Source organism: Tangfeifania sp. (genome assembly GCF_055108615.1).
Map to the genome: position 1 here is coordinate 1 of NZ_JBSQIC010000080.1, position 17,324 is coordinate 17,324.

Consider the following 17,324-nt stretch of genomic DNA (forward strand, 5'->3'; position numbering starts at 1 on the left):
TGAACCCGGAGGGTTCACATGCTTATAGAAAATGAGAAGCACCAAATACATACGACTCCAGCCGGAGCCGTATTTTCTCAATGATAATTGCCTTTTTCTATACACATTCGACCTCGCTGAGGTTGATTGTTTTTTAATGTTGCACTCATTCCGGCAAGGGTCAGAACAACATTTAAACAAATCCTGTTTCACGATGTTATTTCGTAAAGATTACAAGACCAAAATGTCTTAAATAAAAAAGTATGTACTTGGAAAAACCAGAAATTACCACAACAGCCCAAACCACTACCGGAGCTGCGTTAAAAGACTACTATCTGGCTAATTTAAGCCGGCATTTAAGTATTCTGGGACGCCGCGAAGTTCACAACGGAAGGGCGCACTTCGGAATATTCGGCGACGGTAAAGAGATTGTTCAGCTGGCTTATGCCAAAACATTTAAAAAAGGCGACTGGCGCTCGGGTTACTACCGCGACCAGACTTTTATGCTGGCACTTGGGTTGCTGAAACCCGAAGAGTTTTTCGCCATGATTTACGGCGATACCGATGATGAAATGAACCCCTCCACCGGGGGGCGAAATTTCAACAATCACTTTTCCACGCCCAACATCGATAAAAACGGCGAAATTAAAAACCTTGCAGATCAGTATAACTCAGCTGCTGACCTCTCTTCAACCGGTGGCCAGATGCCCCGACTTCTCGGTTTGGCACAGGCTTCAAAAATAGTCAGGGAAAATCCCGAAATGAAAAAGCACCTGAAAAACAATGTGACCGGCAACGAAGTAGCTTTTGGAAGCATTGGAGATGCCAGTACTTCGGAAGGGATGTTTTTTGAAACTATCAATGCAGCTGCTGTCATGCAGGTGCCAATGGCTGTTGCGGTTTACGACGATGGTTATGGCATCAGCGTTCCGGTGGAACTGCAAACTGCCAAAGCAAGTATTTCTGAAGCATTGAAAGGATTTCAGAAAGAAAAAAATACAAACGGAATAAAAATATTTACCTGCAAAGGCTGGGATTATCCGACCCTGGTGGATACTTTCTCGGAAGGGATAGATTACTGCCGCAAAGAGCAGGTTCCGGTGCTGTTTCACATTCAGGAACTCACTCAGCCACAAGGCCATTCAACCTCTGGTTCGCACGAACGCTACAAAAGCAAAGAGCGGCTGGAATGGGAAAAAGAGTATGACGGGCTCAACCAATTCCGGAAATGGTTGCTTGAATCGGGGAAAGCAGATGTGGAAACCATTACTGAAATTGAGAAAGAAGCACTAAAAAAAGCCAAAGAAGCCAAACAAAAAGCCTGGAAAAATTTCACATCAGGAGTTCATGCCAGTTCTCCCGAACTTGAAAAAATAGTTCAAAATGTAAAAAATCTATCAGAAGGAGAAATAGATAAACTGGATGAATTGAAAGAGGTAAAACAAAGAATATTTCCCACACGCAGAAAATATTTAACTTTTGCCAAGCGACTGTTTTTCGAGCTTCATGGAAACGAAAAGCTAAATGATGAAAGAGAAAAATTAAGAAACTGGATAGCTGAATTTGAAGGACAAAGTTTTGATTTTTACAACCGGCAATTAACCCGCGAAAATCAGGATTCTGCGGTAAAAGTTACCTCAGCACCTGTTAAATACGATGACAATTCAGCGGAAGTTAACGGTGCTGAAATTATCAATTCCAATTTTAACGTGCTTTTCCAAAAGCACCCGAACCTGGTAACTTTTGGTCAGGATACCGGGATGCTGGGTGACGTAAACCAGGGAATGAAAGGCATGCAGAAAAAATACGGTGCCCACCGTGTTTCCGACACAGGAATCAGGGAAACAACAATAATCGGACAGGGCGTTGGATTAGCCATGCGCGGGTTCCGCCCCATTGCCGAGATTCAGTACCTCGACTACCTTATTTATGCGCACTCCACACTCAGCGACGATTTGGCCACACTGCAATACCGCACCAAAGGAAAACAGGCGGCTCCGGTAATAGTCCGCACGCGGGGTCATCAGTTGCAGGGAATGTGGCATGCTGGTTCACCCATGCAAATGCTGCTTGGCTCTATACGGGGTGTTCACCTGTGTGTACCGCGTAACATGACGCAGGCCGCCGGAATGTATAACACACTTCTCGAAGCCAACGATCCGGCACTGGTAATCGAACCGCTGAAAGGATACAATGTAAAAGAAAAATTGCCGGCCAATCCCGGTGAATACAAAGTTCAAATGGGGGTTCCAGAAATTTTGAAAGAAGGAACCGATATAACAATTGTAACTTATGGCTGGAATGCCCACCATGCAATAAAAACTGCCGGGCTACTCCAGAAACTGAAAGGTATTTCGGCTGAAGTAATCGACGTTCAAACACTCATGCCTTTCGATGTTAACCATATCATCCTGGAGTCAATTAAAAAAACCAATAAAGTAGTTTTTGTTGATGAAGATGTTCCGGGTGGCGCCACGGCTTACATGATGCAAAAAGTGATGGAAGAGCAAAAAGCTTATGATTACCTCGATACGGCACCGCGCACGCTTCCGGCGATGGCACACAAACCCGCCTACGGAATAGATGGGGAATATTTCTCAAAACCAAATGTGGAAAAACTTTTTGCAACCATTTATGAAATGATGCACGATGTGGATATTAAGAAATATACAGTTTTATAGATTTTCACTGATACATCCAATAATTTTAAGCTGAAACAAAAGGCTGTCTTTAAAAAAGATAGCCTTTTTTTTAATTACCAAATGTAATTTTCAAAGCACCACTAATCAAGCCATAAACAAAATATTTTTGATTATAAAATCCGAATTGATATTAAAAGTTCAACTTTTTTATGGGCTGAACAATTCAATTGCGGTTTTTGAATATTATCTTCGCAGGCATTGAACCGAACAGGTTATGGAATTTTCAAACAAAACCATATGGATAACAGGAGCTTCCTCGGGAATAGGGAAAGCTACCGCCATGGAGCTTTCGAAAAAGAAGCTTCATTTAATTCTTTCAGGAAGAAATGAAGAAGCATTAAATGATGTGGCCGTTTTTTGCCAAAAGAATGGCAGCTCTGCAAAAGTAGTCCCGTTCGATTTAGGCAATGAAGAAGCTGTAGTAAGGGCAGCTCAAAAAGTTTTGGCAGAAGAAAACAAGATTGATGCACTTTACCATTTTGGAGGCATCAGCCAGCGGTCGTTGGTTAGTGAAACATCCACGGAGGTTGATCGTAAAATTTTTGAAGTGAATTTTTTTGGCACTGTTGCCCTTACCAAAGCAATATTACCTGCTATGATTGCAAACGGAGGCGGACAAATAGCGGTTACATCGAGTATTGTGGGAAAATTCGGGTTCCCCTACCGATCAGCTTATTCTGCGACAAAACATGCACTGCATGGCTTTTTTGAAAGCCTAAGAGCCGAAAATGTGGCTAACAACATCCGGGTTTCCATTATTATTCCCGGTCGCATAAAAACAAATATTTCAGTTAATGCGCTCGAAAAGGACGGCACGGCACACGGGAAAATGGATAGAGGTCAGGAGAAAGGAGAACCGGCCGAAAAAAGCGCAAAAGTTATTTGCCGGAAACTAAAAAAAGAACGAAAAGAAATACTGGTTGGCGGAACAGAACTGATTATGGTGCATATCCGCCGGTTTTTCCCACGAATTTATTATTATTTGTCGTCAAAGGTTGAACCTTTGTAAAAAACTCAAAATCAAAAGTAAAATGTCAGCAAAAATTAACGGAATTCAGCAGTTGGGTGTAGGCGTTGAAAATTTACAAGAGGCCTGGAAATGGTATCGCGAGCATTTTTCAATGGATATCCGCATGTTTGAAGATGTGGCCACGGCAGAACTCATGCTCCCGTACACAGGGGGTAAACCACGTGAACGGCACGCGGTGCTGGCGCTCAATATGCAGGGCGGCGGCGGATTTGAAATCTGGCAACACAAAGGGAAAAAACCGGAATTGCCCGGTTTTGAAATCCGGCTGGGTGATTTAGGTATCAACATCGGAAAACTGAAGACAGACAACATAGAAAAAGCATTTCAGAAATTTTTAGCTGAAGGACTGGATATTTTGGGCGAAATATCGAAAGACCCGGCAGGAAGTGAACATTTTTATCTGAAAGACAATTTCGGAAATTTATGGGAAGTAAAGCATGAACACGAAGTTTTCAGGCGCGAAAAATCCGTGAACGGTGGAGTGCTGGGAGCTGTGATCGGGGTAAAAAACCTGGACGAGAGCCTGAAAGTTTACCGGGATATTTTGCAGTACGACAAGATTGTGTACGACAAAACTGACTCTTTTGCTGATTTTTCAGTTTTGCCCGGCGGCAACGGACAATTCAGGCGCGTACTGCTCAAACACTCCGATGTGAAAAATGGCGCTTTCAGCCCGTTTTTCGGCTCATCATATATTGAACTGGTGCAGGCACTCGACCGCCAACCCCGAAATATTTATGAGGGCCGGATTTGGGGTGACCCGGGATTCATCCACATTTGCTACGACATAAACGGCATAAACGAATTCCGCAAGAAAGTGAAAGAAGCCGGGTTTCCGTTTACGGTTGACAGTGCCCGCGATTCGGAAACTTTTGACATGGGCGAGGCGGCCGGAAGCTTTGCCTACATACAGGCACCCGAAGGTACGCTCATTGAGTTCGTGGAAACCCATAAAATACCTATCCTGAAAAAATTTGGCTGGTTTGTGGATTTCCGAAAACGGGGCCATCACCCGCTGCCCAACTGGCTGCTGAAAATGTTCCGGTTTAACCGAGTGAAAAATTAAAAATATATTTGGATTATTCCTGATTACATGATTTACTTTAATTGCAATTCAACTTGAAAAAATGTGTTTTTGAATGAATTAAAAAATCTGCTGGAATTAAAAGTTGCCTCTGGGGTTTATACGTTGAATGACTTTGAAAAAGAGCGAATTTTTTTAGCCAGAAATCAATTGAAAAAAGGAGGAACTATTTCAAACGATAAAATTCACAATCAAATTCAGGAATGGTTCGATACAAAATAGAATGGTCACCTGAGGCCAGAGAAGATTTGATTGGTATTCTTGACTTCTACAATAAGCGAAACGGTTCATCGACCTACAGCAGAAAACTTTATAATAATTTTTTCATAAGTTATAGTTTAAAAAAGGTAATTTAATCCAATGTATAATCCCGAATCGCCATCGCGTTCGTCGGCAGCAAAACCGTAATCCACGGCAATTACAAAATTCTGGTTCATTGCAATGCGCAGGCCGGCACCGTAAGAAAAGTGCATACTTTCAGCACCAACATCAAAATATTCATCAATACTTTCATAGCCAGGATGTAATACTAATGTTGTTATTCTGTTTTCTCTTTCTACATTTATTTTATCAGTTACCTGCCCAAAATCGACAAACCCGTTTAACCCGAGGTAAAAATTATTGTTTATAAACTGAAACCGTGCGAATTTCCATCGGGTTTCCACATTCCCGTAGAAAAACCCATCGCCCATAATCCGGTTACGGCGAATGCCGCGTAACGATTTTGCGCCTCCCAGCCCTTCGGAGCTGGCTCCTTTTAAAACCGAAGTAATCACCTGTGTTTGGTAATAAAACGGCGTATGTCCCGCAACCGTTGTTTGATAAGCCAACCGGTAAACCAGCGACAAATCTTTGGGAATCAATGTAAAATACTGGCGATGTGTGAGATTAAATTTTACGAAACCGCTTTCCGCTCCCAGAAATTCGGGAGCTCCAACCAGCACTGCTTCGGTCCAGATTCCTTTCATGGGATTGGGTTTGTTGTCGCGGGTATCGTAAACCAAACCGGCTTTGAGTGTGGGCACAAACCCACCGTCAGCTTCGTCTTCCGGTATAATATTCCATTCATCCCTGTACTTTTCATAAAGGCCGGGTTGTTCCGCGAGCGGGGGTAATTTTTCAGCATCGTCTTTTCCATCGTTTAATTTATCGATATCAACCGAGCCTACAGAAAAATTCAACAAATTTATGCCGGCAGCCCAGCGAAAAATGCTTTGCGAAAAATTGCCCTGCAAATCCACTTTAAACCGAAACAGTTTCCGGTCGTATTTGTAAAACACGCGGCTTTTATACTCTTCTGTTTGGTCGTCAATCCAGTCGGGGTTAACCACTGCGTCATATCCGTTAAAACCGTAAAAATCGTAAGCCTGGTCAGAAAAATAACTGATATCAACCGAAGTTTGCAGGCCCTCAATCAACTTATCCGAATCGTAGTAAAACCGGTTAATTCCACTCCCTTTTGTAAAACGCGACACCTCGAAATAGAGTGAATGATCGTAGTTGGGGTAACGACTCCCATCACCATAATTGTATAAATTTACCAACGCTCCATACTGAAATCCCAAATCGGTGTCGAAGGTAATGGTGGGCAAAGCACCAAAATTCCATCCTGTTTTTGTAACATCTTCCTGCGACCAGGCATAAAAAGAAATGAGGAAAATGCTCAAAAGAGGAAAAACTTTCTTCATAAGTCTTGATTTAGTGAGAATTGTATAATTTTATCTGAAACGAAACTAATGAATCGATCAACTTAAACATAAAACAAATTTCAACAAACTAATATAGAAAAAAATAACAGTGGTTTTTAACTTTCTGAAAAAATCAGTTGATAATGAAACAGAAATTTGTATTTTTAAACTTTTCAATATTTATTGATATACTTTTGAAATAAATTTAAAACTAAAATCAATAGTAACACGTGTCAAGATGAAAACAAACAGGAGAAAATTTTTCCAAATTGCCGGCGTTGCGGGAGCCGGGATGCTTTCAGGGGGATTAGCATCATGCAGCCGCGAAAGCAATGGAAGCGGGGAATCGGCCCTTTCATCCATTAAAGAATCAGTTAATAAGTCGCATCCGCAACAGTTTAATATGAGCGGATATGCAGCACCTAAACTCGAAACAGTTCGAATAGGCTTTATTGGCTTGGGCAACAGAGGTCCCGGTGCTGTAGAACGGATGTCGAATATTGAAGGGGTAAAAATTACCGCGTTGTGCGACAAAAATCCGGCGGGTGTTGAGCGGGGCCAGCAAATCCTGGAGAAACACGGTCTGCCAAAAGCAAAGGAATATACTAACAGCGAAGATGTTTGGAAAGAACTGTGTGAAAGTCCGGATGTGGATTTGGTTTACATTGCCACGCCCTGGGATTTGCACACCCCCATGTGCGTTTATGCCATGGAAAACGGGAAACATGCTGCCACCGAAGTACCGGCAGCCGGTACGGTAGAAGAAGCCTGGCAGTTGGTAGTAACATCGGAACGGACCAAAAAGCATTGCATGATGCTGGAAAACTGCTGTTATGATTTCTTTGAACTTCTTACATTAAATATGGCCCGCCAGGGTTTCTTTGGCGAAATTGTACACACAGAAGGCGCTTATATTCACGACCTGCTGCAAAATAATTTCGACAAAGGTTCCTATTCGGATATGTGGCGCCTGAAGGAAAACCAGCAACGAAACGGTAACCTCTACCCTACTCACGGTTTGGGGCCTGTTTGCCAGGTACTGAACGTGAACCGGGGCGATAAAATGGATTACCTTACTTCCATGTCAACCGACGATTTCCAAATGGGAAAAATGGCGGCAGAACTTGCAGCAAAAGATGGTTTTTACGAGCAATTCAACACCGACAGCTACCGCGGGAACATGAACACGACAACCATTCGCACCAACAAGGGTAAAACCATAATGATTCAACACGATGTAACCAGCCCTCGTCCGTATTCAAGAATACACCTTGTAAGCGGTACCGAGGGGATTGCACGCAAATATCCCACCCCGGGTAAAATTGCCAAAGGCCACAGCTGGTTTAGCGATGACGAAATGAAAGTACTTGAAGAACAATACACACCTGAAATTGTAAAACTGGTTGGCGAAATGGCCCGTAAGGTTGGTGGCCACGGTGGCATGGACTTTATCATGGACTGGCGCTTAATCGATTGCCTGCGCAATGGAATTCCACTCGACGAGGATGTTTACGATGCAGCATTGTGGAGTGTGGTTGGGCCACTCAGCGAATGGTCAGTTGCCAACCGTTCCGATTCAATTGATGTACCTGACTTTACAAACGGTTCGTGGAAAACCAACGAGCCTGTTGACATTGAACTCAAACGTGGCGGTACAACCGGAGTAAAAATTACAGCCGAAGCTGAAAGCCAGCTCGATATTTGATCCTTTTTGTCATTCTGCACGAAGTGAGAAATCTGTTTTTTTAAAGATTTCTCACTTCGTGCAGAATGACATTTTCAAAAATTACCGGATATAATATTAATCAGTTCTTCATTTCGGAAACCTTCTCCGTCGATCAATCCAAAGCTGCCGCTTTTATAATTCCAGTTGGCATATCCAATTCCCGTTTCCTCAAAAAGTTCAATCATATCCCGGTACCAGTTCAAACGGTCTTGCTCAGGCGGACCAGCTATAATTCCAAATTCTCCGCAATAGAGAGGTACCCCTAATTCTTTGGCCTTTTGAACAGGCCCCTGCCATTTTTCCAGAATCCATTCTTTATTGAACTCTTTGCCAACCCAATCCTTCGCAGCATCTTTCATCTCCTCCGGTAAATTATTGAATTCTTCTTCGGTTAAAATAATTCCGGGATAATGAACCGGGCCTTCATAATCTCTCAAGCCTGTCCAACTTGCATTGTAATGTGTTAACAAAAAGGGTTCATAAAAGTGAAAACTCAATAAAATATTCGGATCATTGGCAGGAACTTTTAACTCATCAAACGTATCGACCGATTGCCAGCGGTTGGAGCCAATTACTATAGTACGCTCAGGCTCCAGTTCCCGGATTACTTCCACAGCGCTGGCTACAAGATTATTCCATAATTCCGGATCATCGGCCACTGCTTCATTCATCAGTTCGTAGGCCACCATTGAGTTTGGATACTTTTTAAGTGAGGCAGACAAATCGCGCCATAAATCGTAAAACTTTTTCTGTTCAGCCGGGTCGGTCCAAAGAGGTTTTTCTTCAACATTAAAATGATGCGAACGCAAAATGTGTAAATCCACAATCACACGTAAATCGTATTCTGCACACCAGTCGATACAGTTTTCCATTAACTGGAAAGCAACAGGGTGGCGTTGTCTGTTTTCGTCCCACATTTGCTCTTCATCAATGGGGAGCCTCACATGGTCGAATCCCATATTTGCAATAGCTTCAACATCTGCTTTGGTAAAAAACTGCTCCCGTTCAGCTCCCCTTTGCTCGCTCTGTGATAGCCAATGGGCGATGTTGGTTCCTCTGAAAACTTCAAATTTTTCGTTGTTTTGACTGGTAGGTGACTGACAAGCAAAAATAAATACAGCAAAAAAAATAGCTACAAATTTTTTCATAATAATATTAATTTAGATAATTTTGGTTATATTAAAAATAGTCATTACTTATACATATCGCTGAATAACTTCTGAAACAGCATGGCAGTAATGCCCAGCAATCCTGATTGCTCCCAAATATCTGAAATCACAATTTTGGTATTGGCAACAATTTGTTCCAGACAATATTTGTTCAATGACTGCTGAATGGGTGTAAGCACAAACTGGTTGGCTGTTGAAATGGGGCCGCCCAGCACAATAATGCCCGGGTTTAGCAACTGAATAGTTATTGACAGTCCTTTCCCCAGGGCAAGTCCAAGTTTATGTAATAACTGTATAGAAAACTCATCTCCTGCTTTGGCGGCAGAAATTACATCTTCGGGTGTTAATTCACTGGTTCGCCCCTGAAACTTCCCGGTAAGCTGCGATACGACTTTGTTCTCAATTCCAATTGCTGCTTCACGCAACAATACATAAGCAGAAGTCACAGTTTCCAGGCAGCCTCTTTTACCGCAAATACACAAATTGCCGTTCTCAACTAACTGAATGTGCGACAACTCACCGGCAAAACCGTTGGCACCGTTATATAGTTTCCCGTCCAGAATAACACCCAGGCCAACTCCCCAACTCCAGTTTACAATTATGGAATTGTGGTGCCTTTGGGCGGCTCCAAAAATATATTCCCCATAGGCCTGCATCCGGGCATCGTTGTTGATGTAACCCATTTTGCCGAACTTTTTTTCAAGCCGCTCTTTCACATTTCGGTACGCCTCGTTCTTTATGGTGTGGTTAATACCGTGTACCTCATCAATTAGCCCGGGCATAGCCACGCCAACGGCATAAATCAAATCTCCATTCAGGTTATTTTGCTGAATCAAATCCTGTGCATTACTGTAAATTTTTTCCGTCAGTTTATTGTCGTCAATTGTTGTATCAAAATTCCGGACGGGAGTTACCTGTTGGTTGTGAGTATTGAATACTGAAATTTTCCCGGAGTATCTTCCAAGCTCACAGGCCACTATATATAAGGAATCATTGGATAATCCGTAAAGTGTAGGTTTTCTGCCGCCGCTGGATTTACCGGCACCTTTAACTTCCACAAATCCGCCTTCGGTTAATTCGTTCAGAACTGTTATGGCAGTGGGCAAACTAACTCCAATTCGTTTCCCAATAGCAGGCCCTGAAAGTTTTTGATGACTATACAAAAGCTGAAGTATTTTCTTTTTCTGCCGGTATTTTTTGAGTTCGTTTCCTGAAAGTGGCTCGTTCAGATTGGTTTTTTCGAAAATCATAAAACAACTATTTTAATTCCCTGATGCAATTTTAAGATATTTTCCATATAAAAAGTACCTTATAATTCATTTTTTAATAACTGTTTGTTAACCACCGAAATTAACCAAAAGAGGCAACCGCAGCTACCTCTTTGAAACTATGAACTATCTATGAAAAAACACTATTCCATTTCTTCAATCAATACGCCCGAAATATTCCAGGCACTGAAGCTGTTACCTTCCCTTTCGCCAATTGGAATGGCAACTTTCAGGGTATGCTTACCGGGTGATAAATTGGTAAGCGGAATGTAACCCGGGTTGGTTGCCTCGCCGGGACACCAGCCCGAGCGGCTGTAATCGCTCGAGGTTATTCCGTTCCAGAAATTACCCGAAGAAGGATTGTATTTTCTGTAAGTGCCGCAATCGGTGTTCCACGGAATGTAGCTGTGGATCAATTCTCCGTCGATAAAGATTTCGTTCAGCTTTTGGTTAAACTCATCACCGCCGCCCCAGCCGCCGTGTCCGGTTGAAATATAACGCAGGTAAACATTCTCCACCTTTTCGGGTACGGTAAAATCAATTTCCAGCGAATCGCCTTCGAACATGGTTCCGTATTCCTGTCCGGCCATTTCCATAATGTTGAGCGTATTGAATAGCGAATAAATCCAGGGTTTTTCGTTCTGTTCATCGCGCACCACGCGGCTGCCCGGATGGTATTTTAAATCGAGGCTGACTTTGTGCCCGCCTTTGTCGTAATTTCCAATATAAACGCCAATCCAAACCTCGCCCTGTAATAATGGAAGCAGCTCGGTAACGTCCTGTTTGTAAAACGATTTGTCTTCCCACTCCTGGCCGTAAACCTGCACTTCGTCGTTGTAGTGGTTGATTCCGAATGTGGTAAAGAAACGAATCAATTCAACGGCCGGCAAAAAATCGGGAGTGGCCACTGTTCCGTGATAACTTTTCCCGTTGGCGGCTTCAAATGCCGGCACGGTTTCAATCCCGTTTTGAAGCGCATTCATAAACGACTTTTCTTTACTTTGCGGAATCATAAACACCGAACCTGTCCGGTCGTACGCATCGCCGTTTGAGTACTGGGTCAGTTCGGCAAACACCTGGTAATCGGAAGTTACATCTGGCAGTTTCACTTTTTTGGCAATGACTGTTCCGCCAGCATAGCGGTAAATTTTACCGGGTTGAAATCCCTCCGGGTTCACTATGGTATCTCCCCAGTTTATTTGTGCATCGTCGAACACATTCACTTCAGTTATAAAACTGTCGGTGAGTCGGTGTCGGTAGAGCGGCTGATCCGCTTTTTCTCCCAAATCCGCGGGAATAATCTTTTGGGGGTATTCTGCATCCAGTTTTTCGATATTGGTAGCAACCTGTGCATAATTTCCGTTGCGTACCGTTTTTAGCACCAATCCGTCCACAACCCCATAATTCATCGATGGGGTTCCGCGGGCGTTCAATTCGGTGGTAAACCAGATTTCAATGGAATTGGACCGTAAAACGGCCATTGCTTTTTTGCAGGTGTAGCCTAATATCTCGTCGGTTTCTTCAGTGATGGTAATTTCAGGATATTCTGAAAAATCTTTTTCGGTAAAAATTCTGGTACCGTCAGCCAAATCGGCTACCTGGTAAGTTTTTTCTTTGCTAAAATCCATATAAGAGGCTTCTTCGGGAGTTTGCGGAATCAGTTCCACATCGGGCCGTTCAGAATATGCTTTTGCTTTTTCGGAGCCTGCAAGCAATATTGTTTGGCCGCCACGTGAAGATTCTTCGCCGTTGATTACCCAGTTGTACGTAATTTTAATCTGTTCTTTTGAATTTGCAGCAAACACACTAAACATGAGAGCTATCGACAGCAGTAATATTTTTTTTGTTCCTGACATTGTTTGGTTTTACTGATTTTAAATTTCCGTGGAATAATCTCATTCCTTCTTAAAAAAACAGAAACCGCCCCCTTATTGAGACGATTCCTGTTCTATTCATTTAACTATTCAATAAAATTGAGTTTTTCTGCTATTGCGGACCAGCACCGTAGTTCGGGTTTTGCTCGTCGAACCACAGTCTTTCTGAGTTCAATATTTCAGGATCTGATGTTCCTGTTGTGAAACCTTGTTCCTGAACTGCTTCCAATTCATTTTCGTAATTTTTACTATCCTCTGTTGGTGTACCTACTGTAAACCTTCTCGGGAGAGTTAGTTCATTTCCTGATGTAAAAAGCGGATCCCATGCCAGATACTCACTATTCCGTTTGGGTATGCCCGAACGACGAATAAGCGACCAAACATCACCGGGTGTATTTGCAAAGTTTATATATTGCTGTATATAAACCTTTTCCAAACCATCGGTACTCAAATCGTATGCGGGTTGTTCAAGCACAGCATCAATTTCACCTGCTTTTAACTGAGTAGCAGCTTCTGCAGCCATTTCAGCATCCTGGTAAACCGGATCGCTTTCATAATAAGGCATTTGGTTATTTTTAGCCAATGCATCTGCCCTTAGTATTGAAAGTTCTACCCCGCGGTTGAGGTATTCCTGGGCCGACTTTGGCAGGTTTGCCCCAAGCAACTTAAATTCAGCCAAATAAAGATTTGTTTCTGCTGAACTTCCCAAAATTACATTCAGTGGAGGATCGTTATCCTTCAGTTGAATTACACGTCCACCCGGTTTTGTTGGGTAGGTATAATCATAAGTAGTACGAACCAGCTTTTCCGAAAACAATGAAGTTGCGGAATAAGTTTTTTCCACATCATTCAATGTTATCCGGTAAAGTGTTCCCTGGTCAAAATAGATGTCGTTTTCTGCAGCAAGTGTAGCATCGGGTGCAAGTGGGACACCATGATATCTTACCCATGGTTCGCCCGGTGCTTTCCAGTTTGCAAAGTTACCTTCAGTATCAAATTCAACATACTCTTCCACGTATGGTGGTAAATCTTTACCGGCATCAATAAATGCCTGAACTACTTCGGCGTTAAAATGGTTCTTTTCGAAAATGAAACGTAAACGAGGATCTCTGTTTTCAACTAAAAAGTCAATAATATTTCTTCCGGCATAACCAATCCACATACCATTTCCGGTACCGTAATACTTAACACCCCGATTGTAAACAAAATCATCATCGAGATTATCCATATAGCCAGCAGAGGAATTTGCAACTTCCTGAGCAATTTCAAGAGCTCTCGACTGATTAGTATTTACAAGTCTTGCTGCAATCTTGAGTTTCAACAGGTTGCAAAATTTAGCCCATTTTTCGTAGTCGCCACCGTAAATTACATCCTGATCTCCCAACACCACCTGGTTTTGTGCAGTAGTCAACACCTCAATAGCATTGTCAAGTTCTGACAGCCAAATATTGAATAATTCTTCCTGGGTGTCGTACTCAGGCGTAATTAACGGAGGAGTTGTATAAGGTGCCAAACCGGCTTCAGAATAAACCATTGAACCTGTGAGGTCAGTATTTGTAATCGCCGGTTGAATCTGAATAGCATAAGTAACAGATTTTAATGCCTGATAAACAGATTTGTCTTCCTCATTCATCGCATCAATCCGATGCCGCACATCCATTGTTTGCGGAATCAGTGCTGAATAGATATTCTGTGTTCCAAATGGTCCCATTTCAGCCATTGCCGGGCCGTTTCCTCCCTGTACGGTTGTAATTTGCGACCATGGATAAATATACTGGAAATTATTATAAAACCAGTTTGTATAATCGTTACCATACATTTGCTCTACAGCTTTGGTAATCGAGTATCTCAGATCGGGTTCAGATAAGCTGGATGGATTTGTGTTCAAATCGGCAAATTCATCTTTATCGCACCCTAATGCAATCAAAAATATAAATGCAAAGAGTATTTTAATTTTATTTTTCATTGTTTTCTAATTTTAATTGTTTAAAAGTCAACAGATAAGGTGAATGTATAAGTTGCAGTATATGGCATTACAGAACGTTGCAAAAAGCTGGCATCACTTGTTGTACCACGCAAACTTTCAGGATTCATGTTATTTGGCATGGTATTGTACAAGTAACCAAGATTTCTGGCATTAATTCCAACATATACATTTTGTGCTTTAATAGCTTGCGCAATATTGCCGGGCAAGTTATATCCCAAAGAAATATTTCTGAGAGCGATATAACTAAGTTCATTATACCAGCTGTCGTTTATAACACCCTGCCCCCATGAGTTGGTAAAGTAGTGGTAGAATCCGGCATGGGTTGGTTCTACGTAACCAGCATCAAAGGCCTCCTGGTAGGTCATTCCGCCTACATCAACCTGTTCTCCGCTTGGTGCTATAACCATTTGGCCGTCGGCAAAAACACCTTCGGGAATAATTCCATCGGTATAGGTTCTTCCCTGGGTGTCACTGTATTCTGAAGTCCAGGAAACACCGCCATGTTCTGGTCCCCTGCCTTCGAGTGAAGTTTCCAGCCAACCATAAGAAGTTCCGTAGCGGTTTGCATACGATGCAACATTTCCGCCAAATCTGGCATCTATTAACACAGACAACGATAAATTTTTGTATTTAAATGAGTTATTCCAGGATCCTTCAAAATCGGGTTGAATTTTACCAATTTCCTGAACTTCATAACTCCGTTGGTAGTAGGCTCCTCTTCTTGAGTCGGACCATGCCAGTACCGGTAAACCATTCTTCGGATCGTTCGGATCGTCAACTTTATATTTCAACGGCAAAATATCTGACATTAATACGCCATATTCGCCTCCGTCATAAGCCACAGAACCAATACGATAATTACCATAGTTAACATAGGTATCACCGAGCACTTTATAAGCACCGAAATCTTCATGAAGATCAGTAACAGTAGTAGTATTGTCCCAATAATTAAATGTAGTGGTCCAGTTGAAATCTGCAGTTCGTACCGGAGTTACATCCACTTTCAGTTCGAAACCTTCGTTTTTGAGTGAACCTACATTGGTAAGCAAATTTGAAACACCTGATTCCTGCGGAATTGGTACCTGCCCAATCTGGTTGTTAATGTTCTCGTTATAATAGGCAAAATCAACTCCAAAGCGGCCATTAAATAGCCGAACATCCAAACCAGCTTCCAGTGAGTTTTTCTTTTCCGGCAAAATATCACGGTCAACCGAGGTGGTGCTTTTAGCATTATTATAGACGAAGCTTCCGTTAGCCAGCTCGTAATTCCCGATGGAATAACCCGGATTCAGGAAATAAGGAGCTGTGTCGTTACCAACCTGTGCCCATGAAACACGCACTTTACCAAATGAGAGCCAGTCCGGCACATTGAGCGTTTCGCTGAATAACCACGAAGCACTTACAGATGGGTAAAAATAGGAATAGTTTCCGGTTCCATCGGTATAAACAAGTGCCGAAGACCAGTCGTTACGTCCTGTTATATCGAGGAATAAAACATCTCTCCATCCAAAGTTGGCAAGGAAGTAGAGTGAGTTAATTTGTTTGGTACTACTTACGCTTCCAGATCCAATTTTGGTTTTTTTCGAGTTATCAAGGAAGTAGCGCCCGGGCACAATCAAACCTCCATCGGTTCTCACACTAGTGTAAGATTTTTCCTGTTTCCAAAGCTCACCACCCAGCATAATGTTGGTTGAAATATCTTCCGTCAATTGCTTGGTAATATTAGCAACCACTTTTCCGGTTTGGCTCACGTCTTTATCATGGCGGAGTTCATAATAACCACCATCGTTGGCATAACCGGTTCCCAGCTCTTTGTTCTCATATTTTACTGAATATGAATTCTTATTAGCTTCAACCCTTAATGAAAGCCAATCAGTTAAATCAGCGGTAAATCCAACAATTGGTCTTACCACCTGTTCTTCACGAGAACTTTGATTCAGATTGTACTGAAACCAGGTTGAATTAGCAGGAACATAGGAATATTTATCACCATAAGCCGATTGCGGAACACCACCGTGAGATGCCTGCCAAACTTCACGTTCTTTCCATTTTTCAGCATCATACCAGTTTACCCAGGTACCGGTAATAAAAAGCTCGGCAAGATCGTTCCTCGGGTTCTGCGGATTTGAAGTTGTAAATGTTATCGATGCATCGGCTTCCAGCCAAGTGGCCATTTTATGTGTTCCTGAAAATTTCAGTGAATTTCTTGTAAATTTATTGGAAGGAAACACTCCGGTTCGGTGGTTATAAGAATCAGATAAATAAAAAGTACTCTTTTCATTACCACCACTCACAGCTACCGATGTGTTGCTGTTAAACCCGAGATCGTAGGCACCCAACATGTTATTTTCGACAGGATTAAAAGTTGTAGTAGTACCATCATAATCAATAATTTCACGGCCGTCGAACTTAGGGCCAAAGCCCATCCATTCCCATGGATGCCCACGCTTAGTAGGGGTGCCATCAGCATTGGTATAAAACTGGTCATTGGAGAACCTGTAATAATTACCATTGCTGTCTTTTTCTCCATAATCAACATATCCCGGCATTGCTCCAGGACCGTATTCATACTGAATATCGGGTTGTGCAAAAGCATGATCTATCCCAAACGACTGAGTAACTTTAACTCCTAAACCTCTTACACCTTGGCCATCTTTGGTTTCAATTACCACGGCACCATTAATACCACGCGAACCATACAAAGCTGTTGCGGCTGCACCTTTAAGAACTGATACAGATTCAAAGTTGTCGGGGTTCAGGTTTTTAAGCTGGTTACCAAAATCGTTGGAACTTCCGGCCCAGTCGGCATGTGCTGCT

General features: G+C 42.4%; 11 protein-coding genes. 5 read left to right on the plus strand and 6 right to left on the minus strand.

Annotation, left to right across the window (positions count from 1 at the left end; all coding sequences use genetic code 11):
• Positions 1-248: 248 nt before the first annotated feature.
• The 4 genes from ACTCNA_RS14515 (at position 249) to ACTCNA_RS14530 (ending at position 5,017) form a co-directional block, all read left to right on the plus strand.
• Entirely contained in the window at positions 249-2,660 is a 2,412-nt protein-coding gene (locus tag ACTCNA_RS14515; protein ID WP_462948650.1) for an alpha-ketoacid dehydrogenase subunit alpha/beta, read from the plus strand.
• A 235-nt stretch (positions 2,661-2,895) separates the two neighbouring features.
• Entirely contained in the window at positions 2,896-3,690 is a 795-nt protein-coding gene (locus ACTCNA_RS14520; protein WP_462948651.1) for an SDR family NAD(P)-dependent oxidoreductase, read from the plus strand.
• A gap of 22 nt (positions 3,691-3,712) precedes the next feature.
• Positions 3,713-4,777 carry a VOC family protein gene (locus ACTCNA_RS14525; protein WP_462948652.1) on the plus strand — a complete coding sequence of 355 codons (1,065 nt, stop codon included), beginning with the start codon at positions 3,713-3,715 and terminating at the stop codon, positions 4,775-4,777.
• A gap of 69 nt (positions 4,778-4,846) precedes the next feature.
• The gene (locus tag ACTCNA_RS14530) at positions 4,847-5,017 is read left to right on the plus strand and encodes a hypothetical protein (RefSeq protein WP_462948653.1); all 171 of its coding nucleotides are present in this window, start codon (positions 4,847-4,849) and stop codon (positions 5,015-5,017) included.
• Positions 5,018-5,133: 116 nt separating this feature from the next.
• Here the strand turns inward: ACTCNA_RS14530 and omp85 are convergent, their stop codons facing one another.
• Entirely contained in the window at positions 5,134-6,483 is a 1,350-nt protein-coding gene (gene omp85, locus ACTCNA_RS14535) for an Omp85 family outer membrane protein (RefSeq protein WP_462948654.1), read from the minus strand.
• A gap of 238 nt (positions 6,484-6,721) precedes the next feature.
• Here omp85 and ACTCNA_RS14540 point away from each other — a divergent pair, with 238 nt between their 5' ends.
• Positions 6,722-8,188, plus strand: a complete 1,467-nt coding sequence (locus ACTCNA_RS14540; protein WP_462948655.1) for a Gfo/Idh/MocA family protein — start codon at positions 6,722-6,724, stop codon at positions 8,186-8,188.
• A gap of 74 nt (positions 8,189-8,262) precedes the next feature.
• Here ACTCNA_RS14540 and ACTCNA_RS14545 read toward each other — a convergent pair whose 3' ends face one another.
• The 5 genes from ACTCNA_RS14545 to ACTCNA_RS14565 all read right to left on the minus strand — a co-directional run.
• Positions 8,263-9,357 (minus strand): glycoside hydrolase family 5 protein, encoded by a 1,095-nt coding sequence (locus ACTCNA_RS14545; RefSeq protein WP_462948656.1) that lies wholly within the window; start codon positions 9,355-9,357, stop codon positions 8,263-8,265.
• A gap of 44 nt (positions 9,358-9,401) precedes the next feature.
• Positions 9,402-10,628 carry an ROK family protein gene (locus ACTCNA_RS14550; protein ID WP_462948657.1) on the minus strand — a complete coding sequence of 409 codons (1,227 nt, stop codon included), beginning with the start codon at positions 10,626-10,628 and terminating at the stop codon, positions 9,402-9,404.
• A 161-nt stretch (positions 10,629-10,789) separates the two neighbouring features.
• Positions 10,790-12,502, minus strand: a complete 1,713-nt coding sequence (locus ACTCNA_RS14555; RefSeq protein ID WP_462948658.1) for a GLPGLI family protein — start codon at positions 12,500-12,502, stop codon at positions 10,790-10,792.
• A gap of 130 nt (positions 12,503-12,632) precedes the next feature.
• Entirely contained in the window at positions 12,633-14,486 is a 1,854-nt protein-coding gene (locus ACTCNA_RS14560; RefSeq protein WP_462948659.1) for a SusD/RagB family nutrient-binding outer membrane lipoprotein, read from the minus strand.
• Between the two features lie 20 nt (positions 14,487-14,506).
• A partial coding sequence (locus ACTCNA_RS14565; protein ID WP_462948660.1) for a TonB-dependent receptor plug domain-containing protein occupies positions 14,507-17,324 on the minus strand: 2,818 nt, incomplete at its 5' end.

What these genes read in the sequence shown, in the direction of transcription:
- ACTCNA_RS14550 (WP_462948657.1), bottom strand. Translation starts at nt 10,628, where the DNA reads ATGATTTTCGAAAAAACCAATCTGAACGAGCCACTTTCAGGAAACGAA.
- ACTCNA_RS14520 (WP_462948651.1), top strand. Translation starts at nt 2,896, where the DNA reads ATGGAATTTTCAAACAAAACCATATGGATAACAGGAGCTTCCTCGGGA.
- ACTCNA_RS14560 (WP_462948659.1), bottom strand. Translation starts at nt 14,486, where the DNA reads ATGAAAAATAAAATTAAAATACTCTTTGCATTTATATTTTTGATTGCA.
- ACTCNA_RS14555 (WP_462948658.1), bottom strand. Translation starts at nt 12,502, where the DNA reads ATGTCAGGAACAAAAAAAATATTACTGCTGTCGATAGCTCTCATGTTT.
- omp85 (WP_462948654.1), bottom strand. Translation starts at nt 6,483, where the DNA reads ATGAAGAAAGTTTTTCCTCTTTTGAGCATTTTCCTCATTTCTTTTTAT.
- ACTCNA_RS14545 (WP_462948656.1), bottom strand. Translation starts at nt 9,357, where the DNA reads ATGAAAAAATTTGTAGCTATTTTTTTTGCTGTATTTATTTTTGCTTGT.
- ACTCNA_RS14540 (WP_462948655.1), top strand. Translation starts at nt 6,722, where the DNA reads ATGAAAACAAACAGGAGAAAATTTTTCCAAATTGCCGGCGTTGCGGGA.
- ACTCNA_RS14525 (WP_462948652.1), top strand. Translation starts at nt 3,713, where the DNA reads ATGTCAGCAAAAATTAACGGAATTCAGCAGTTGGGTGTAGGCGTTGAA.